The 19,203-nt window shown below is 54.7% G+C and carries 16 protein-coding genes; 6 read left to right on the top strand and 10 right to left on the bottom strand.

What is annotated here, in order from left to right:
* Positions 1-5 precede the first annotated feature (5 nt).
* Positions 6-1,109 carry a DNA replication/repair protein RecF gene (recF, locus tag FEZ62_RS07765; RefSeq protein WP_090512528.1) on the top strand — a complete coding sequence of 368 codons (1,104 nt, stop codon included), beginning with the start codon at positions 6-8 and terminating at the stop codon, positions 1,107-1,109.
* A 4-nt stretch (positions 1,110-1,113) separates the two neighbouring features.
* On the top strand, positions 1,114-3,531 hold the full coding sequence (gene gyrB / locus FEZ62_RS07760; RefSeq protein ID WP_069900054.1) for a DNA topoisomerase (ATP-hydrolyzing) subunit B: 2,418 nt from the start codon (positions 1,114-1,116) through the stop codon (positions 3,529-3,531).
* Between the two features lie 205 nt (positions 3,532-3,736).
* Here the strand turns inward: gyrB and FEZ62_RS07755 are convergent, their stop codons facing one another.
* The 8 genes from FEZ62_RS07755 to glyQ form a co-directional block, all read right to left on the bottom strand.
* Complete coding sequence (locus FEZ62_RS07755) at positions 3,737-4,072, bottom strand: hypothetical protein (protein WP_172927327.1); 336 nt, start codon at positions 4,070-4,072, stop codon at positions 3,737-3,739.
* Positions 4,073-4,404: 332 nt separating this feature from the next.
* Positions 4,405-5,238 carry a hypothetical protein gene (locus tag FEZ62_RS07750; RefSeq protein ID WP_172927326.1) on the bottom strand — a complete coding sequence of 278 codons (834 nt, stop codon included), beginning with the start codon at positions 5,236-5,238 and terminating at the stop codon, positions 4,405-4,407.
* Positions 5,235-6,989, bottom strand: coding sequence for a hypothetical protein (locus tag FEZ62_RS07745; RefSeq protein ID WP_242454916.1), 1,755 nt, complete (start codon positions 6,987-6,989; stop codon positions 5,235-5,237). Before FEZ62_RS07745 ends, FEZ62_RS07750 begins: the two co-directional genes overlap by 4 nt.
* A 21-nt stretch (positions 6,990-7,010) precedes the next feature.
* Positions 7,011-8,543 carry an OmpA family protein gene (locus FEZ62_RS07740; protein WP_172927325.1) on the bottom strand — a complete coding sequence of 511 codons (1,533 nt, stop codon included), beginning with the start codon at positions 8,541-8,543 and terminating at the stop codon, positions 7,011-7,013.
* Between the two features lie 1,179 nt (positions 8,544-9,722).
* Complete coding sequence (locus FEZ62_RS07735) at positions 9,723-10,499, bottom strand: lysophospholipid acyltransferase family protein (protein WP_090512532.1); 777 nt, start codon at positions 10,497-10,499, stop codon at positions 9,723-9,725.
* A gap of 32 nt (positions 10,500-10,531) precedes the next feature.
* Positions 10,532-11,065, bottom strand: coding sequence for a D-glycero-beta-D-manno-heptose 1,7-bisphosphate 7-phosphatase (gene gmhB / locus FEZ62_RS07730; protein ID WP_172927324.1), 534 nt, complete (start codon positions 11,063-11,065; stop codon positions 10,532-10,534).
* Between the two features lie 65 nt (positions 11,066-11,130).
* Positions 11,131-13,185 carry a glycine--tRNA ligase subunit beta gene (gene glyS, locus FEZ62_RS07725; RefSeq protein ID WP_172927323.1) on the bottom strand — a complete coding sequence of 685 codons (2,055 nt, stop codon included), beginning with the start codon at positions 13,183-13,185 and terminating at the stop codon, positions 11,131-11,133.
* A complete protein-coding gene (gene glyQ, locus FEZ62_RS07720) occupies positions 13,182-14,174 on the bottom strand; it encodes a glycine--tRNA ligase subunit alpha (protein WP_069900122.1) in 993 nt (330 codons plus the stop codon). The genes glyS and glyQ overlap by 4 nt, the downstream gene beginning before the upstream one ends.
* Before the next feature lie 84 nt (positions 14,175-14,258).
* On the opposite strand from glyQ, the gene FEZ62_RS07715 reads away from it, so the two are divergent.
* The 4 genes from FEZ62_RS07715 to FEZ62_RS07700 all read left to right on the top strand — a co-directional run bounded on the left by FEZ62_RS07715 (position 14,259) and on the right by FEZ62_RS07700 (position 16,933).
* On the top strand, positions 14,259-14,813 hold the full coding sequence (locus FEZ62_RS07715) for a DNA-3-methyladenine glycosylase I (RefSeq protein WP_172927322.1): 555 nt from the start codon (positions 14,259-14,261) through the stop codon (positions 14,811-14,813).
* A gap of 66 nt (positions 14,814-14,879) precedes the next feature.
* A complete protein-coding gene (locus FEZ62_RS07710; RefSeq protein ID WP_069900067.1) occupies positions 14,880-15,767 on the top strand; it encodes a lysophospholipid acyltransferase in 888 nt (295 codons plus the stop codon).
* Between the two features lie 120 nt (positions 15,768-15,887).
* On the top strand, positions 15,888-16,151 hold the full coding sequence (locus tag FEZ62_RS07705) for a PilZ domain-containing protein (protein ID WP_090512541.1): 264 nt from the start codon (positions 15,888-15,890) through the stop codon (positions 16,149-16,151).
* Between the two features lie 128 nt (positions 16,152-16,279).
* Positions 16,280-16,933 (top strand): 7-cyano-7-deazaguanine/7-aminomethyl-7-deazaguanine transporter, encoded by a 654-nt coding sequence (locus FEZ62_RS07700; protein ID WP_172927321.1) that lies wholly within the window; start codon positions 16,280-16,282, stop codon positions 16,931-16,933.
* An 86-nt stretch (positions 16,934-17,019) separates the two neighbouring features.
* Here the strand turns inward: FEZ62_RS07700 and FEZ62_RS07695 are convergent, their stop codons facing one another.
* Positions 17,020-17,340, bottom strand: a complete 321-nt coding sequence (locus FEZ62_RS07695) for a tetratricopeptide repeat protein (protein WP_172927320.1) — start codon at positions 17,338-17,340, stop codon at positions 17,020-17,022.
* A 477-nt stretch (positions 17,341-17,817) separates the two neighbouring features.
* Positions 17,818-19,191 carry a Trk system potassium transporter TrkA gene (gene trkA / locus FEZ62_RS07690; RefSeq protein ID WP_069900071.1) on the bottom strand — a complete coding sequence of 458 codons (1,374 nt, stop codon included), beginning with the start codon at positions 19,189-19,191 and terminating at the stop codon, positions 17,818-17,820.
* Positions 19,192-19,203: the final 12 nt, after the last annotated feature.

Below are 19,203 nucleotides of genomic sequence, written 5' to 3'. Positions count from 1 at the left end.
ACTCAATGTCCTTAAGCCGCGTCACTGTCACCGCGGTGCGTAATCTGCACCCGGTGACAATCTCCCCCTCCCCGCGAATCAACATCCTTCATGGCGCCAACGGCAGCGGTAAAACCAGCCTGCTTGAAGCCATTCATCTCCTCGGTTTAGCGCGCTCATTTCGCAGCGCTCGCCTGCTCCCGGTTATCCAATATGAGCAACCTGTATGTACGGTGTTTGGCCAAGTGCAGTTGGCCGATGGTCGTTTAAGCAGTCTGGGTGTTTCACGCGAGCGCCAGGGTGAGTTTCAAATTCGCATCGACGGTCAGAATGCACGCAGCGCCGCTCAGCTAGCTGAGACCTTGCCGCTGCAACTGATTAATCCGGATAGTTTCCGCTTGCTCGAAGGCGCGCCGAAGATTCGTCGGCAGTTTCTCGATTGGGGAGTGTTCCACGTGGAACCTCGATTCATGTCTGCATGGCAACGCTTGCAGAAGGCCCTCAGACAGCGGAACTCATGGCTCCGGCATGGTACACTTGACGCCGCGTCACAAGCGGCCTGGGACAGGGAACTGTGCCTCGCCAGCGACGAGATAGACACGTATAGGCGCGCCTATATTCAAGCGCTGAAACCGGTGTTTGAAAAGACCCTGAGTGAGTTGGTCGAGCTGGAAGGTTTGACGCTAAGTTATTACCGGGGTTGGGACAAGGATCGCGAGCTACAGGAAGTACTGGCTACTTCACTGCCTCGTGACCAGCAGATGGGACATACTCAATCTGGTCCGCAGCGCGCCGATTTGAGATTGCGTTTAGGCGCACATAACGCCGCTGACATCCTCTCACGAGGCCAGCAAAAATTAGTTGTCTGTGCTTTGCGTATTGCGCAAGGCCACTTAGTTGAAAAGGCCAAGCGTGGCCAATGTATCTATCTGGTGGATGACTTACCGTCAGAACTGGATGAGCACCATCGCCGCGCTTTGTGCCGTTTGTTAGAAGACTTGAACTGCCAGGTGTTTATCACCTGTGTAGACCATGAATTGTTGCGGGAAGGCTGGCGCACGGAAACGCCAGTTGCCATGTTCCACGTGGAACACGGCAGCATCACCCAGACCCACGACCACCAGGAGTGAAGGCATGAGCGAAAACCAAACGTACGACTCCAATAACATCAAGGTCCTAAAAGGCCTGGATGCCGTACGCAAGCGACCTGGTATGTACATCGGTGACACCGACGATGGCAGCGGTCTGCACCACATGGTGTTCGAGGTGGTGGATAACTCGATCGACGAAGCGTTGGCTGGCCATTGCAGCGAGATCACCATCACCATCCATCCGGACGAGTCGATCACTGTTCGCGACAACGGTCGCGGCATTCCGGTGGACATCCACAAGGAAGAAGGCGTCTCTGCAGCTGAGGTCATCATGACCGTGTTGCACGCCGGCGGTAAGTTCGACGACAACAGCTACAAAGTGTCGGGTGGCTTGCACGGTGTGGGTGTTTCGGTAGTAAACGCACTCTCCAAAGAACTGGTGATGACTATTCGCCGCGCCGGAAAGATCTGGGAGCAGACCTATTTCCATGGCGTGCCACAGGCGCCCATCGCAGCAGTAGGCGACACTGATACCAGCGGCACGCAGATCCACTTCAAGCCGTCTGAAGATACCTTCGCCAACATCCACTTCAGCTGGGACATTCTGGCTAAGCGTCTGCGCGAACTGTCGTTCCTTAACTCGGGTGTGGGTATCGTCCTCAAAGACGAACGCAGCGGTAAGGAAGAGCTGTTCAAGTATGAAGGTGGTCTGCGCGCATTCGTTGAGTACCTCAACCAGAACAAGACCGCAGTCAACCAAGTATTCCACTTCACCGTTCAGCGTGACGATGGCGTGGGCGTAGAAGTCGCCCTGCAGTGGAACGACAGCTTCAATGAGAACCTGTTGTGCTTCACCAACAACATTCCACAGCGCGACGGTGGTACGCACCTCGCGGGTTTCCGCTCTGCCCTCACCCGTAACCTCAATGCTTACATTGAGCAGGAAGGCCTGGCCAAGAAACACAAAATCGCCACCACTGGCGATGACGCCCGCGAAGGCCTGACCGCGATCATTTCGGTAAAAGTACCGGACCCCAAGTTCAGCTCGCAGACCAAAGACAAGCTGGTATCGTCTGAGGTTAAAACTGCTGTTGAACAAGAGATGGGCAAGTACTTCTCGGACTTCCTGTTGGAAAACCCCAACGAAGCCAAAGCCGTCGTCGGCAAAATGATCGACGCTGCGCGTGCCCGTGAAGCGGCGCGTAAAGCCCGCGAAATGACCCGCCGTAAAGGTGCGCTGGATATCGCTGGTTTGCCGGGCAAACTGGCCGACTGCCAAGAGAAGGACCCTGCCCTCTCTGAACTCTACATAGTGGAAGGGGACTCCGCGGGCGGTTCTGCTAAGCAGGGTCGTAACCGCAAGACTCAGGCGATCCTGCCGTTGAAGGGTAAGATTCTCAACGTCGAGAAAGCGCGCTTCGACAAGATGATCTCATCGCAAGAAGTCGGAACGCTGATCACTGCTCTCGGCTGTGGTATCGGCCGTGAGGAATACAACATCGACAAACTGCGTTATCACAACATCATCATCATGACCGATGCTGACGTCGACGGTTCGCACATTCGTACCCTGCTCCTGACATTCTTCTTCCGTCAGTTGCCGGAGCTGGTTGAGCGCGGCTACATCTACATTGCTCAGCCACCGTTGTATAAAGTGAAGCGCGGTAAGCAGGAGCAGTACATCAAAGACGACGAGGCCATGGAAGAATACATGACTCAGTCGGCTCTTGAAGACGCCAGCCTGCACGTGAACGAAGGCGCCCCTGGCCTCGCTGGTGAAGCGCTGGAGCGTCTGGTTAACGATTACCGCCTGGTGATGAAGACCCTCAAGCGTTTGTCGCGCCTGTACCCTATGGAGCTGACCGAGCACTTTGTCTATCTGTCGGGTGTTAGCGTTGAGCAACTGGCAGATAAAGGCATGATGGAAATCTGGCTCAGCCAGTTTGAAGCTCGTCTGAAAACCATGGAGAAGTCGGGCCTGGTTTATAAGACACGTCTGCATGAAGACACTGAGCGTCACCTGTGGCTGCCGGAGATCGAACTGATCTCGCACGGTAACTCCAGCTACATCGTGTTCAACCGCGACTTCTTCGCCAGCAACGATTACAAGACTGTCACCAGCCTTGGCGATCAGATCAACAGCCTGCTCGAAGAAGGTGCCTACGTGCAGCGCGGCGAGCGCAAGAAGCCGGTAACCACCTTCAAGGAAGCCCTGAACTGGTTGATGACCGAAAGCACCAAACGCCACAGCATTCAGCGCTACAAAGGTCTTGGCGAAATGAACCCGGACCAACTCTGGGAAACCACAATGGACCCAGACGTACGCCGCATGCTCAAAGTGCGCATCGAAGACGCCATTGCCGCGGATCAGATCTTCAACACCCTGATGGGCGACGAAGTAGAGCCACGCCGTGACTTCATCGAGACCAATGCTCTGGCGGTTTCTAACCTGGACGTTTGATGAGGTTTGTAGGTGGGCAAAGTTAATTGCCACCCCCTATAAATAAAAAACCCAGATTGCCGAGAGGCGTCTGGGTTTTTTATTCAGCGTAGGATGGCAGCTGTAGCTAGCTAACTTGGGATGAACCAGTAACACCGCTCACCCAAAGCAATTCGGAGTGCTATGACAGTGCACGAGCTGTAAATCACAGGATCTTATTGGAGGGTTATTGGACAACTCGCCACTCGCCCTCACTGTTCTTTGTAAAGCTGATGGTCGATACCGACGTCTTCTCGACTCCAAACATTTTGGCTGTGGCTTCAACGCTGCACTGGAAAACGTCATCGCGTGACTCTTCGCAGTTCTTTACATCTTTAACTTTGATCATGTCGGTGAGATTGATCTTAAGCCCCATACTCTTTGCTGCAGCCATAGAATCATTGATATCAGTCATCAGAGCCGCTTGAGCGTCTTCAACGCTAGGGGCCCCGCCGCCACACCCCGCAAGTAGAGCCGCTACTGTGATAAGGCCTGCTTGTAATGAATTACGTATTACTTCCATGAAAACCTCTTAGATGTTGAATCTTATGATTTGGCCTGTACAGGGATAATCGCTCATCGTCCATTTCGGGAGGATTCAGAGCGTGTACCGCCAAATGTGATAAGGCAGAAAATGTGCTGTTGGAGAGTGTGTTCTTGTTGACGCTCAACGATGGGTCCACATTCGCCATGTGCACTGATTGCAACTTCACCTGTAAAAAAGCATGCGCTGCGGCTGTTGTATCAACAGCCAGGTACCTTTCAGGCATCTCGCCGTGATGAGCTGCGATGGATGCTCATACCTCGAACGTTGGAGTCATGCTGTCCGAATGAGGTATGAGCGCAATACCGGCTTCAGCGAAGATCTGTGCTCAAACTGGGGGTTCCGAATCCAGATAAAGTTGCATTAGATGCACTTAGATACTGAGACCAGAAACTGTTAAGCGCATCCATAGTCTTGCCAGACCTGTAAGCGTGCTTAACCGAGTCTGTGACCAGGCCCGCGCCAGAGACGTAAACACGAGAGCCTTGCAGGTCAGCGAATAGCCCTTTGCTTTGTGCAAGTTGGAGCTCTTTACTGACATTGAGCTGCTTGATCTGATTAGCTGCGTAAAAGCTGGTGTATTCAGAGTGTTCAAGCATGTCCGAGATCAGCAGGACTACACGCTCATGTACGCCTTGCTCGCGTTGCATGTCCTCACCCACTTTGTGCAGTGAGTTCATGATTTCGCTCTTAGGAATATCTTGCCGAGCGTCACGAAGACCTTTGACAAACTGCTGGCCAAAGCCACTCTGGAAGGCCTTTTTCTGAGTGCTGAGACACAGATCGAGGCTACGTAACTTACGCATATTCACGTCATCACGTACCTCTCCTTCAAGCGGCATATCAAGCTCACCGGCATAGGCCAAGCGTAAATATTCACCTGGTAGAAATGCCGAAAAAGTGTAGAGCTTGACGCGATCACCGGCCTTCACGAAGCGATCGATTTGTCCCCAGCTGTTACGCTGCAAGTCCTCTGGCATCGGAATTGTTTGGTCGATGATGACCACCAACTCGCGACCGCTACTCGCGGGTTTTAATTCGGTTAGACCACTGCGCATATAGCAGCTTTGCAGATCGTTGCGTTCAGCTGCTAACGCTGCACAAGGCAGCGCTAGTGCAAGGATCAATGCCTTGGCGATTTTCACGACATTGCTTCCTCTTTCTTGGCAGGAAAAAGGCCCAGCGCTTTAAGAGCTAGCTGCTGCTCGCGATATTCACGCAGTTGTTCCTCTGAAATATCCAGCGCACGACTGGTGACTGCCAGGCTCTCATCTGAGACACCTGTTACATCAGGGAAATCAGAGGCTTTAATCGTTACAGTGGGTTCAGCTTTCGCGACCACAGGCGCTTGGACCTCGACCACAGGGGCTGTGCCGGCAGGTATTTGAGTTTGTTCCGGCGCTAGGGTAATCGGTTCAGCTTGTATAAGACTGCCGGTTGTCAGGCTTTCTTCTGAGAGACTCGTTACATCAGGCAGCTCACCAGAGTTCATCGCGACAGCGGGTTCAGTCCTTGCCACTACAGGCGCCTCAGCCTCGATCACGGTGACTGTTTCGACAGGCGCTTTAGTCGGAGTTAGAGGCTCAGAACTTACAGTTTTTTGCGTAACCTTGTCCGCTTTGTACTTTACATAGGCAAGGAAATTGCGGTGTGACGTCTCCGTGCCATCCAACGCGCTGAGCACACTTGAGCTGGTTTGGTCGCGGCTAGATAGCAGAGTCTGTAACCGACGCAGCTTGTCGTCCGCATGGCTGGCGATGGCAATACGCTTTTGCTCCATGGCGTCCATCATTTCTTCTGCCGTTGCGTACTTATGTGTCAGGCGCCATGCCGTGTACGAGTGTGTGCCGGCAAAGTAATACCGACTGGCCAGCCAGATACTGATCCCTTGAATAGCGATATAAATCAACGACAACATAATGTATGTCGTCAAACTGGCCTGGCGAATGGCTGCCATTTTGTCTTCGATAGTCGCTTCCTGAGCTTCGTCGTTGATGGCCTGCGATTCTTCTGGAAGATCGAATGGCGAGCCGAAGCTGCTGTCATTTTGTGCAGAAGCTTCTACACGCATGCTGTTGACCATCTCTGTCTCGATGCTGTCGAGTGTGGCGGAACGTACGACAAAGGCGCCAATGGCCATACATGCGACGAAAACACCACAGACAATGAGCCAGAGAAACTTGCGTGAAACGTTGGAGTTAACATCTTTTACACGTGTCAGCAGCTGTTCATAGTCAGGACTGTTGCTATCAGATAGCGAGTCTTCCAGATTGATTGCTCGGCTTGCTTTTAGGCTGCGCGAGCGTTTGCTTGTCTCTTCTCCCTGCCACCAGTGGCGTGCTCGAGAAATCAAGGTGTTGTGGTGCACGGTATGGCCTGCCGCTTCGGCGAAAATTGCAGAGGCAACAGCCAGCAAAATGGCCGTACCAGCCGTCAGCAAATGACGATCATTGGTAGACGCATCCATGTTCATCCAGCCGGCAAGCACATAGGCGAAACCCATCGCCTCAATCAGCACCAGACCCACAACCAGAAACAGAACCCAAGCTGGTCGAGGCGAACGGCCAGCTTCACCGGCCTTGGCAAGATAGTCGAGTGAGGCGTTATAGGCATTAGGGCCTTTCATGTACTTCTTAAATTCTTGGTAGTAATCACCGGCAAGCTTAACTTCATGGTTAATCCATCCATCGCTATCAACGGATGAAGGCTTGCGTGAAAGGCGGGCGACGGTGCCAATCAGGGGGAAACTGTGCCAAATGCGAAGTAGGAAATAGGACACTTGCTCCCAGTATTTCCAGACCAGAACGGCGCTCGCAAGCAACGCTAGGATGCCTGTTGTGAGCATTTGATGAGCGAGAATCAGTGATTTAAGTGCAGCTAAGGATAAGTCTTCCATTTCGGACTTCCGTGACTTTGTTTATTTGGTGGCAGGAATTGGCATGTAGGACGTGACATAAGCTTCGGAGCCTGCTGCATAGAACAGCGCGCCCTCGGTCACTTTGGCGTTGCCTTTACTGAACACGAGATCCATGCAGGAAACTGATGCTTTTGTGTCAGTGGCGAACACTCGATAGAGCACTTGGCTTTCACCTTCGTAGGTGTTTGCCAGCGCTTTAATCGATTGAGCCTTGTTTTTAGTATTTTTGTCGTAGTTTTCAACTACTTGCAGGATTGGCTGGCGATCAACTTGAGCGTTTTCGCGCAGGATAGAGACCGGCGACACTGTTACCAGATGTCCGTTAACTGTGTTGGCCCAAACACGGTTGTTGTATCCCGGTAAGTAATCTTTGGTTGCGTGACGCTTTAGCGGTGTGCCGTCTGCCAAACTTAGTACTTCACCGGCATTACGTGGCATATCGGCCTCACAGCTGGCCATAGGCATATCGCTTGCGTGCGCGGTACCGATCAATTCAAAACCACTCTGCTTAGGCTTGATGTTCTGCGCCATGGACCAGCTGTACGCATCGGCAGGTTGACCTGCGAAGTCGACTGCGGGTTTCGGCTTATTTATTGGAAGAGCAGAAGTAGAAGGTGCGGTAGTCGCTGGTTCAGTACTGGATTTCTGAACAATTTTTGGTGAATTCTCAGCTTTAGGCTTTGTAGCCTGATGCGCAGTTGCCAGTTTAGGTTTGGCTGTAGATGTTCCGTATTGCAGGTACTTTGTATTTCCAGCTTCAGACTGTGCTCGCATCACCAGAGCCTGCTCATTGGCTAGCTCGACAATCTCTACCCGGCGGTTCTGGCCTCGCGTGAAAGGGTCGCTGTTATCTGCAATCGGGCGTGAAGATCCCGCACCCTGGTAGTAAATAGAGCTTGCAGGAATGCCGGCCTGCATAAGCAACCTTCCAACGGTTTTGGCGCGTCGCTCAGATAGCTTTTGGTTAAATTCGCTGCTGCCGGTTGCATCGCTATGACCAACCACCAGCAAGCGCCTCTCTTGAAGTTCTTTTGCGGCGGATTGCTGGTTGGAAGATTTAGCTTTGGAATACATATTTGCCAGCTTAGTAACCGCTCGCTGGCCATCTGTAGTGAGTTGATCAGAACCTGAGGCAAACATGCCATTGTCTTCGATCTGAGTTACCAAACCTGCTTCTTTAGGCACCGAAGTCACTACTGCACTTGAAGCAACAGTCAGTTGCTCTGTAGTGATTTTCAAGTTTTCTTCCTTGGCAATGCGGTCAAGTTCTTTCAGGCGTGACTGCCAGGCATAACCAAGGGCACAACCCAGAGCAGCACCAACGGCGCCGCCAGCTATTGCACCTTTTTCCCCATTGATCGCGAAACCCGCAGCGGCCCCACCCACAATGCCAACTCCGCAAAGTACGGCCATTCCGTAATCCTTGCCTAATGTATTTGCAGAGTCTTTAAGGCTTTGAACCTGCTGGCTGGAGCAACCTGCTGCAGTGAGGAAAGCGCAACTCAGCGCTGTAAGGCGAAACGTTATTTGCATGACGGCTCCTTGCCGATCTAAATATTGGCGTTGGCTATTTGACGCTTATTGAGGTGGGGAATTTACAACGGGATATATCAAAAGGCCACCATAACCATTCGTCGGCAGGTTTTCTTTGCCCATTTGAAGGTGTATAGAACTGCCAAGGAGAAATGCGTCAGGCGTTATTGCACTGGAATTTAGCAATCAAAAATCAGAGGGTGTTTGTTATTCCCGCGATTCAATCACCCCATATGTGAGCCGCTTTAAAACCTAATTGTCAGCGGCACATCACACGACCTTCAGGGTGGGGCGTATGAGGCGATAACGCCTTGACCGAGCCGAGGTTCGCTTTTTTATATAACGCGCATTACACGCTATTTGAGATGCGTATCTGCGGGCGTCAGATATTGTTAGGCAGCATCAAATTGCAGCTAGAGAGGATCTGAGGCGGGGAGGAGTATTACGGGGTTCTGAAAGCAATGAAGGGAGCCGAGGCTCCCTTCAAATAATGCTTTAGCGCTGTTTTTATTATTTCGATCTATTGTTTTTATTTTGATCGCTGTTGCCTAACTGTTCGTTGATCCATCTGGATCCAAGGAAAACGTATTTTTTTGGATGCTGGTATTACTCTTGTCGCTCCAGAATCTGGGTTGATCCAATCAGTCCAGCTACCTTCAGGTAGTTTTATTATTTTCGATCTGATTGCCGTGTTACCCGGAAAAAGCTAACCCTTTCCAAAAAAATCTGTTTGCTACTCATCTGGCCTGTTGTTGTTTTTATGTCAGATTCGTTAGGTTTTTTGTTGCTGATCTTATTGTTGTTGTACCACTAACAAAGCATTTGCCGTGCCAGTTTTTTGTAAGTCCTTTAAAAACAAGGGCTTACGTAATCAGGCCTGGTTTGATTGAGCGAAGATTTAGCAATAGTGTTCCCTTCCCACCCGAATCGGTTACGCCTGAATTGGCCGAGGTAACAGATCGGTCACAATAGTGGTGTATGGCGAGGTAATAGCCAGGCCACACGACTCCACACCCAAGCGCGATGTATCGGCGGACTCGGATAGCCAGATAAGAAGCGTGCAGGCAGTGTTTGCTGATCTGGGTTTGGCGATGCTCTGCCCAGGCTTTGGCGTTTTGAGTGTGAGGGGGGGGTTGCGCTCAGCGCAGAGTTGCTCTGCGCTGAGTATTGGAACGGCGCTTAGCCTTTTTCTGGGGCTGCTGTTGTGGCCGTGGCGTCTGCCGGCAGGCAACCGATGTCTTTTTGCGCCTGACATACCCAAGCGAATGCCCGGTCGTTGAGTTCGGCGATGGCGCGAGGGCCGGTGCCTTCGGCATGCATTAGCGGGCCAATCACCACTTGTACGGTGCCGGGATTTTTATCCCAGCCTTGTTTTGGCCAGTACTTGCCGGCGTCATGCGCGATTGGCAGAACCGGCAGGTTGGCGTTTACCGCCAATGAGGCGCCGCCGCGTGAGAATTTGCCGATCTGGCCGGATGGAATCCGTGTGCCTTCAGGGAAAACCAGAACCCAGCAGCCCTGCTCCAAGCGCTCGTGGCCTTGTTTGGCGAGTTGCTTGAGTGCAGCTTTAGGGTTGCTGCGGTCGATGGCGATGGGCTTGAGCATGGCCATGGCCCAGCCGAAAAACGGTACGTACAACAGTTCGCGCTTAAGTACCTGGCTGAGGGGTTCGAACAGGGCCGAGAGGAAGAAAGTTTCCCATGTGCTCTGGTGGCGGGAGAGGATTACGCAGGGCTTGTCCGGAATATTTTCCATGCCTTTAACTTCATAGTTGATGCCAACTACGACTTTGGCGAGCCACACAGCCACTGTGCACCAGGCTTGGTTAACGAAACGATAGCGCTGACGGAACGGCAGGAACGGCGCGACGAAAACGCTGATGGTGCACCATATGAACGAGGTGGTAGCCAGAAGGAAGTAGAACAGAAAAATTTGTATGGCCCGCAGTATCGACATAAGAGCTTTTACCGTCGCAGGCAGAGCCTGCTTTATGAGTTGAGGAGCTGGGCAGCAACTGCTGCCAGGTCATCGAAGATCAAGGTTCCTGCTGGCAATCCTTTTGCCAGCGTGCGTAGACCTTTGCCGGTTTTTACCAACACTGGCTGACAGTCGACGGCCTTTGCCCCTTCCAGGTCACCACTGCTATCGCCTACAAACCAGATGCCTTCGAGGCGGGTGTCGTAGTGTTTTGCAATCTGCTGGAGCATGCCCGGCTTGGGTTTGCGGCAATCGCAACCGTCGTTCGGGCCATGCGGGCAGTAAACAATAAGCCCAACTTCGCCGCCCTGCTCTGCCACCAGTTCATTCAGCCGGCCATGCATGGCTTCGAGCGCATCGAGGCCATAATAGCCACGGGCAATACCTGACTGGTTGGTAGCGACAGCCACGGTCCAGCCAGCTTTGGACAGACGAGCAATGGCCTCAATCGAGCTTTCGATTGGGATCCACTCTTCAAGGCATTTTATATAGTCGTCGGAGTCATGGTTGATGACGCCGTCACGATCGAGAATCAGTAGTTTCATGCGCGTGCTCACACTGCATTGTGTCCGCCATCGCCGGGAACAGCGATGACGGACGCAATTAAGGCTTAGCCCAGGACGGAGATATCCGCGACACCAAGGAACAAGCCGCGCAACTTGGCCAGCAATGCATAGCGGTTAGCACGTACGCTTGGATCTTCGGCGTTGACCAGAACAGTCTCGAAGAAGTTATCCACAGGCCCGCGCAGGCTTGCCAGCTTGGCCAGTGCTTCGCTGTACTGACGGTTTTTCGCCAGTGGCAGCACCGCCTGTTCGGCTTGCTGGATAGCCGCGTTGAGGGTGAACTCGCTCGGGGTGTCGAAGTAATGAGCGGCAATGCTTGGGGCAATCTGGCCGTCGGCTTTGCTCAAAATGTTCGATACACGCTTGTTGGCGGCAGCCAGTGCTTCGGCCTCCGGCAACTTGCGGAACGACTGCACCGCTTGTACGCGTTGGTCGAAGTCCAGCGGAGACACCGGATTGACCGCACGTACCGCTTGATACACCGCCACTTCCACGCCTTCGTCTTCGTAGCGCGCACGCAGGCGGTCGAAGATGAAGTCCTGAACCTGAGCAGCCAGACCGTCTGCCTTGATCTTGCCGCCGAACTGCTTGATGGAGAACGCAATCGCCTCGACCAGATTCAGCTCCAGGTCCTTTTCGATCAGGATACGCAGCACGCCAAGCGCCGCACGACGCAGTGCATACGGATCTTTGCTGCCGGTTGGCAGCATGCCGATACCGAAGATGCCGACCAGTGTGTCGAGCTTGTCTGCCAGCGCAACGGCTGCACCGGTGAGGGTGGCCGGCAGCTCTGCGCCCGCACCGCGAGGCATGTATTGCTCGTTCAGCGCGACGGCCACATCACCCGGCTCGCCGTCGTGCTTGGCGTAGTAGTAACCGGCGATGCCCTGCATTTCCGGGAATTCGCCGACCATCTCGCTGGCCAAATCGCACTTCGAGAGCAGGCCGGCACGTGCCGCCCACGCTGCGTTACTGCCGATACGCTCGGCAATGTAGCCAGCCAGAACCGAGACGCGCTGAGCTTTGTCGTAGACCGAGCCGAGCTGGGCCTGGAATACCACGTTCGCGAGGCGCTGGTTGAAGGTTTCGAGCTTCTGCTTTTTGTCTTGCTTGAAGAAGAACTCGGCGTCGGTGAGGCGCGGACGCACAACTTTCTCGTTACCCGAGATGATTTGCGCAGGGTCTGTGCTTTCGACGTTGGCCACGGTGATAAAGCGCGGCAGCAACTTGCCTTCAGCATCCAGCAGGCAGAAATACTTCTGGTTGTCCTGCATGGTGGTAATCAGGGCTTCTTGCGGCACTTCCAGGAAGCGTTCTTCGAACGAGCACACCAGCGGCACGGGCCACTCGACCAGCGCGCTGACTTCGTCGAGCAAGGCCTGCGGCACGATGGCGGTGCCGTTTTGCTCGCTGGCGAGTTGTTCGATGCGCTTGCTGATTTGCTCGCGACGCTCGTCAAAGTCGGCGATAACCCGTGCATTGCGCAGGTCTTCGGCGTAGCTGGCCGGCGCGTTGATGGTCACGTCCTGATTGTGGTGAAAGCGATGGCCGCGCGAAACGCGTCCGGCTGTCTGCGTGAGGATTTCGCAGTCGAGCACCTCATCACCAAACAGCATTACCAGCCACTGAGTCGGGCGGACGAACTCTGTGCGGCGTGCACCCCAGCGCATGCGCTTGGGGATCGGCAATTCATTGAGCGAAGTCTCAACGATTTCCGGCAGCAAACTGGCGGCGGTTTTACCGGCAATCGACTGGCTATAACGCAGCTTGGGGCCGCTGGTGTCGATTTCAGACAGGTCCACGCAGCACTTCTTGGCGAAGCCCAGCGCAGCGGCAGTCGGGTTGCCATCGGCATCGAATGCAGCCTGCATTGGCGGGCCGTCGAGGTTCATCACGCGGTCTGGCTGATGTGTGTCGAGTTGGCTTACCAGAACGGCCAGGCGGCGTGGTGCGGCGTAGTAGCGAGAGGCGGTGTAGTTCAGGCCGGCAGCCTTGAGGCCTTTTTCAACGCCGGCCAGAAACGCCTGACCCAGGGTTTTCAGGGCTTTGGGTGGCAACTCTTCGGTGCCCAGTTCAACCAGAAAATCTTGTGCACTCATTCTGCAGCCTCCGCGGTGTTGCTCTGTGCTTCATCTTGCAGGAGACCTGCTTCCATCATCTTGGCCAGTACTTCGTCACGCAGCTCATCGGTTGCCAGCGGGAAGCCAAGTTTGGCGCGGGCTTGCAGATAACTCTGGGCGACGGCGCGAGCCAGTGCCCGGACGCGCAGAATGTACTGCTGACGCGCGGTAACCGAAATCGCCCGGCGTGCATCCAGCAGGTTGAACGTGTGCGAGGCCTTGAGCACCATTTCATAGGTTGGCAGCGGCAGCTCAAGTTCGATCAGGCGGTTGGCTTCGGACTCATAGAAGTCGAACAGCTCGAAAAGCTTTTCGACGTTGGCGTGCTCGAAGTTATAGGTCGACTGCTCCACCTCGTTCTGGTGGAACACATCGCCGTAAGTCACTTTGCCGAACGGGCCGTCAGCCCACACCAGGTCATATACCGAGTCGACGCCCTGAATGTACATGGCCAGACGCTCAAGACCGTAAGTGATCTCGCCGGTCACCGGATAGCACTCGATGCCACCCACTTGCTGGAAGTAGGTGAACTGGGTGACTTCCATGCCGTTCAGCCAGATTTCCCAGCCCAGACCCCAGGCGCCGAGTGTTGGCGACTCCCAGTTGTCTTCAACGAAGCGAATGTCGTGCACCAGCGGATCAATACCAATGGCCTGCAATGAGCCCAGATATAGTTCCTGGAAGTTTTCCGGATTAGGCTTCAATACCACCTGAAACTGGTAGTAGTGCTGCAAACGGTTCGGGTTTTCGCCATAACGACCATCGCCAGGGCGACGGCTAGGCTGAACATAGGCGGCGTTCCAGGTCTCAGGACCAATAGCGCGCAAGAATGTAGCGGTGTGGAAAGTGCCAGCACCGACTTCCATATCGTAGGGCTGCAAGACAACACAGCCCTGCTCTGCCCAATATTTTTGCAGGGCGAGAATCAAATCTTGGAAGGTGCGCACGGCAGGCGTAGTCTGGCTCACGAAAAATTCACCTGTTTTGGCTGCGACAGAAAGGGCGGCAGTATAGCGCAATCTACGTAGCCAGGACTTGCCCGGGAAGGCCTTATGACTCGTTGTTTTTGGTGTTCGGATGATCCGCTGTACATGGCTTACCACGATGAAGAATGGGGGGTGCCCTTAACAGACCCCGATAAGCTCTTCGAGTTGCTTCTACTTGAGGGGTTTCAGGCGGGGCTTTCGTGGATAACCGTTTTGAAAAAGCGTGAGCGCTACCGCGAAGTCCTGCACGGCTTTGATGTTAAGCGTCTGGCGCAACTCACCGACGATGAAATCGAGGTGCTCATGCAAGACCCGGGCATTGTGCGAAATCGTCTCAAGCTCAAGGCCGTTCGGCAAAACGCTCAGGCTTGGCTCAGGCTGGAAGACCCGGTGAGTTACCTGTGGTCGTTTGTCGGCGGCAAGCCGGTGATCAATCACTTTGCCGGGCGCGGCGATGTTCCGGCGATCACGCCGCCCGCCGAGGCCATGAGCAAAGCGTTGAAGAAGGCCGGGTTCAACTTTGTCGGGCCAACCATCTGCTACGCCTTCATGCAGGCCAGCGGCATGGTGATGGATCACACCACCGACTGCTTTCGTTATCCACAGTTGGCCAAAGCGTGAGTCGCACCTGAGCGGCTTGCGGCGCGGGGCGTTACAATAGACCTTTTGACCCTGTTGGAGTGATCTGTGGAGAAGTTCAAAGGTGCGCTCGTGGTGGGCTTTCTGCGCCTGTTTGCATTGCTGCCCTGGCGCGCAGTGCAAGCGACCGGCGCTGCAATCGGCTGGCTGATGCTGAAAATACCTAACGGCTCGCGCGAGGTTGCCCGCGTCAACCTGCAAAAGTGCTTCCCCGAACTGGACGCCGCTGCGCAGGAAAAGCTGCTCGGCGAGACACTTGTTGGCATCAGCAAAACCCTGACCGAGAGCGCTTGCGCATGGATCTGGCCGGCGAAGAAATCGCTTGGCCTGATCCGCGAAGTCGAAGGCCTCGAGGTGCTGGAGCAAGCGCTGGCATCCGGCAAAGGCGTGGTCGGCATCACCAGCCATCTGGGCAACTGGGAAGTGCTCAATCACTTCTACTGTGCGCAGTGCAAACCGATCATTTTTTACCGTCCGCCAAAGCTCAAAGCGGTGGACGAGTTGCTGCAAAAGCAGCGCGTGCAGATGGGCAACCGTGTAGCCGCCTCAACCAAGGAAGGCATCCTCAGTGTGATTAAAGAGGTGCGCAAAGGTGGCTCGGTGGGTATTCCTGCCGATCCCGAGCCGAGCTTGTCCAGCGGTGTGTTCGTGCCGTTTCTGGGCACCGTTGCACTTACCAGCAAATTTGTACCGAGCATGCTGACCGGCGGCAAAGCCGTTGGCGTGTTCCTGCATGCACTGCGCCTTGAAGATGGCAGCGGCTATAAAGTGATTCTCGAAGCCGCGCCAGAAGGCATGTACAGCGACGACATCGCCGTTAGCGTGGCGGCCATGAGCGAGGTGATTGGTCGCTATGTTCGGGCTTATCCAAGCCAGTACATGTGGACCATGAAGCGCTTCAAGAAACGCCCCGAAGGTGAGGCGCGCTGGTATTGAGCGGAAAAATTTGAGCTGTTAGTCAAAAGGCGCCGAATCAGGCGCCTTTTTTATAGCTAATACTGTGCATAAATGACGCTTTCGGTTATTAAATAGGTTCACCTTGAGCACGGACCCGCTATGTCTAACCAACGCCAGCACCCTCGCACGGCGATGAACTGCCGTATCAAAATCTGCCATCCGAGTTTTGGCGAGCTGATCGCCCAGACGCGTGACCTTTCAGATGCCGGTGTTTACATCAAGCATCCGGAGATGGCGGGGCTCAACAAAGGTGACCGGGTCACTGGGCAGGTGCAGGATATGCCTGTCGAAGCGCCGATCCTGGAGATGGAAGTCATCCGCATCGATGCAGAAGGCGCCGGGTTACGTTTCATCCTGACGTGACCAATTATCCGTTTATTGTACGAAAGCTATCCTCAAGGTCAGGAATTGGCTAGAATGCCGCGCTCGTTTGGCTAACCAGCCCGAGCGCAATGGGTTCCCTCACCCCATAACATCCAAAAAGGCCTGACATGCAGACTTCGTTGAGTACGATCCGACGCCCCGCGTTGGTCGCGTTAATCGCGTTTCATATTCTTATCATCATCGCCAGTAACTACCTGGTGCAGTTGCCGATTACCATTTTCGGCTGGCACACCACGTGGGGCGCGTTCAGCTTCCCGTTTATCTTTCTGGCAACCGACCTCACTGTTCGCCTGCTTGGCAAAGGCCCGGCGCGCAAGGTGATTGCCCGCGTTATGCTGCCGGCATTGGTGGCCTCATACGTGGTTTCCGTGCTGTTCCAGAACGCTGCGTTCGCAGGCTTTGCAGCGCTGCAGGAGTTCAACGTATTTGTCGGTCGCATCGCGTTGGCCAGTTTCTGCGCCTATGTGTTCGGCCAGTTGCTCGATATTCAGGTGTTCGACCGCATGCGTCGTCTGCGTCAGTGGTGGGTTGCGCCAACCGCCTCGACCATTCTGGGTAACCTGCTCGACACCTTCATATTCTTCTCTATCGCCTTCTGGCAGAGCAGCGATCCGTTTATGGCCGAGCATTGGGTGGAGATCGCCAGTGTCGATTACGCCATCAAGCTCACCGTGAGCCTGGTGCTGTTCGTGCCGCTGTACGGCATTTTGCTCGGCGCGATTGTCAAGTTGCTGGCCGGAAGAGCCGTCCCGGCGACCTGAGTCGATCAGCCAATAAAAAGCCCGGCCTGAGTAACCTCGGCCGGGCTTTTTGCTTTATGGGCGATGTGCGCTGGTAGTTGTGGGCTTCAAGACGGTTTGTTGGCTTTATCCAGCTTGCGCATAAACACGCTCATTTCCTTCTCAGCCTGCTTGTCGCCATGCGCCTGAGCGGCCGCCACGCCCTGCTCCCACGCCTTTCGTGCCGCGTCGGTCTGGCCATCGGCTTGCAGCGCCTTGCCCAGCAGCTTCCAGGCGGCGGAATAGTTGGGATCAAATGCTACGCAGCGTTGCAGGTGTTCAATTGCCCGCGGGTAATCGCCGGCATCCAGATAACCCTTGCCCAGCCCAAAGCGCAGCAACGCATTATCGACGCCTTTATCGAGCATCTTTTCAAGAGATTCGAGCATGCAAACTCCAACAGTCGTGAGCGTTGTCCACAGCATGACGGATTAACCTGCGGTTTATCCATCCTCCGGACCGACACGACCCCAAAATTGGAGGATGGATAGCTGCCGAAGGCGGCAATCCGTCATGACGATTAATCCAACGATTCAAAAATGCACATGCCATCGTCGTAGAAAGTTATCCACAACACGACGGAGCAACCCGCGATTTATCCATCCCCCGAACAGGCGCAACCCACAAACCGGAGGATGGATAGCCCCGAAGGCGGCAATCCGTCATGGCGATTATCCCAACGATACGAAAATACCGATGCCATCGCCGATGAAATTATCCACAACATGCCGAATTAACCCGCGGTTTATCCACCCCCCCCCCCCGAACAGGCGCAACCCACAAACTGGAGGATGGATAGCCCCGAAGGCGGCAATCCGTCATGGCGATCGAGGCGTCACACCTCACACACCACAACCGGCACCGCCTTAGAAGAACGTCAAACCCACCTGGAACAGGCTTTCAACATCACGGATGTACTTCTTGTCGACGAGGAACAGGATGATGTGGTCGCCGCTTTCGATCACGGTAATGTCGTGGGCGATCAACACTTCATCCTCACGGATAATCGCGCCGATGGTAGTGCCGGGCGGCAGGGTAATGTCGCGAATGGCCCGGCCAATAACCTTGCTCGATTTGGCGTCGCCGTGAGCAATCGCTTCGATGGCCTCGGCCGCACCGCGGCGCAGCGAGTGCACACTTTCGATGTCGCCACGGCGCACGTGAGTCAGCAAGGTGCCGATGGTCGCCAGCTGCGGGCTGATGGCGATGTCGATATCGCCGCCTTGCACCAGATCCACATAGGCCGGGTTGTTGATAAGTGTCATCACCTTGCGCGCGCCCATGCGCTTGGCCAGCAAGGACGACATGATGTTGGCTTCGTCGTCGTTGGTCAGCGCCAGGAAGATATCCGCGTCGTTGATGTTTTCTTCAACCAGCAAGTCGCGGTCGGAGGCACTGCCCTGCAGGACAATGGTGTTATCCAGCGTCTCTGACAGATAACGGCAGCGCGCCGGATTCATCTCGATGATTTTGACCTGATAGCGGCTTTCGATGGCCTCAGCCAGACGTTCGCCAATGTGGCCACCGCCGGCGATCACAATCTTCTTGTAGCTGTCTTCAAGACGCCGCATTTCGCTCATGACCGCGCGAATGTGCGCGCGGGCGGCGATGAAGAACACCTCGTCATCAGCCTCGATAACCGTGTCGCCCTTCGGGATGATCGGCCGGTTGCGGCGGAAAATAGCGGCAACGCGGGTGTCGACATTGGGCATGTGCTCGCGCAGCTGACGCAGTTGCTGACCCACCAGCGGGCCACCGTAATACGCTTTGACTGCCACCAACTGAGCCTTGCCTTCGGCGAAGTCGATCACCTGCAGCGCGCCCGGATGTTCAATCAGGCGCTTGATGTAGTTGGTTACCACTTGCTCGGGGCTGATCAGTACATCGACCGGAATCGCCTCGTTATCGAACAGCCCACTACGGCTTAGATAAGCCGCTTCGCGGACACGGGCAATCTTGGTCGGGGTGTGGAAAAGGGTGTAGGCCACCTGACAGGCGATCATGTTGATCTCGTCACTGTTGGTCACAGCCACCAGCATGTCGGCATCATCCGCGCCAGCCTGACGCAGCACGGTCGGGAATGAGCCACGGCCTTGTACGGTACGAATATCCAGACGATCACCGAGGTCGCGCAAGCGGTCGCCATCGGTGTCCACAACGGTAATGTCATTGGCTTCACTGGCCAGATGCTCTGCCAGTGTGCCGCCAACCTGACCGGCGCCGAGAATGATGATTTTCATCCGTTTCCTTTC

It is taken from the genome of Pseudomonas sp. MS19, assembly GCF_013277615.1.
Lineage (GTDB): Bacteria > Pseudomonadota > Gammaproteobacteria > Pseudomonadales > Pseudomonadaceae > Aquipseudomonas > Aquipseudomonas marincola.
The sequence above is the reverse complement of the archived record's forward strand: the minus strand, read 5'-3'. Positions and strand labels throughout refer to the sequence as shown.

Coding starts and splice junctions, on each gene's coding strand:
- recF (WP_090512528.1), top strand. CDS start 6: ATGTCCTTAAGCCGCGTCACTGTCACCGCGGTGCGTAATCTGCACCCG.
- gyrB (WP_069900054.1), top strand. CDS start 1,114: ATGAGCGAAAACCAAACGTACGACTCCAATAACATCAAGGTCCTAAAA.
- FEZ62_RS07755 (WP_172927327.1), bottom strand. CDS start 4,072: ATGGAAGTAATACGTAATTCATTACAAGCAGGCCTTATCACAGTAGCG.
- FEZ62_RS07745 (WP_242454916.1), bottom strand. CDS start 6,989: ATGGAAGACTTATCCTTAGCTGCACTTAAATCACTGATTCTCGCTCAT.
- FEZ62_RS07740 (WP_172927325.1), bottom strand. CDS start 8,543: ATGCAAATAACGTTTCGCCTTACAGCGCTGAGTTGCGCTTTCCTCACT.
- FEZ62_RS07735 (WP_090512532.1), bottom strand. CDS start 10,499: ATGTCGATACTGCGGGCCATACAAATTTTTCTGTTCTACTTCCTTCTG.
- gmhB (WP_172927324.1), bottom strand. CDS start 11,065: ATGAAACTACTGATTCTCGATCGTGACGGCGTCATCAACCATGACTCC.
- glyS (WP_172927323.1), bottom strand. CDS start 13,185: ATGAGTGCACAAGATTTTCTGGTTGAACTGGGCACCGAAGAGTTGCCA.
- FEZ62_RS07715 (WP_172927322.1), top strand. CDS start 14,259: ATGACTCGTTGTTTTTGGTGTTCGGATGATCCGCTGTACATGGCTTAC.
- FEZ62_RS07705 (WP_090512541.1), top strand. CDS start 15,888: ATGTCTAACCAACGCCAGCACCCTCGCACGGCGATGAACTGCCGTATC.
- FEZ62_RS07700 (WP_172927321.1), top strand. CDS start 16,280: ATGCAGACTTCGTTGAGTACGATCCGACGCCCCGCGTTGGTCGCGTTA.
- FEZ62_RS07695 (WP_172927320.1), bottom strand. CDS start 17,340: ATGCTCGAATCTCTTGAAAAGATGCTCGATAAAGGCGTCGATAATGCG.
- trkA (WP_069900071.1), bottom strand. CDS start 19,191: ATGAAAATCATCATTCTCGGCGCCGGTCAGGTTGGCGGCACACTGGCA.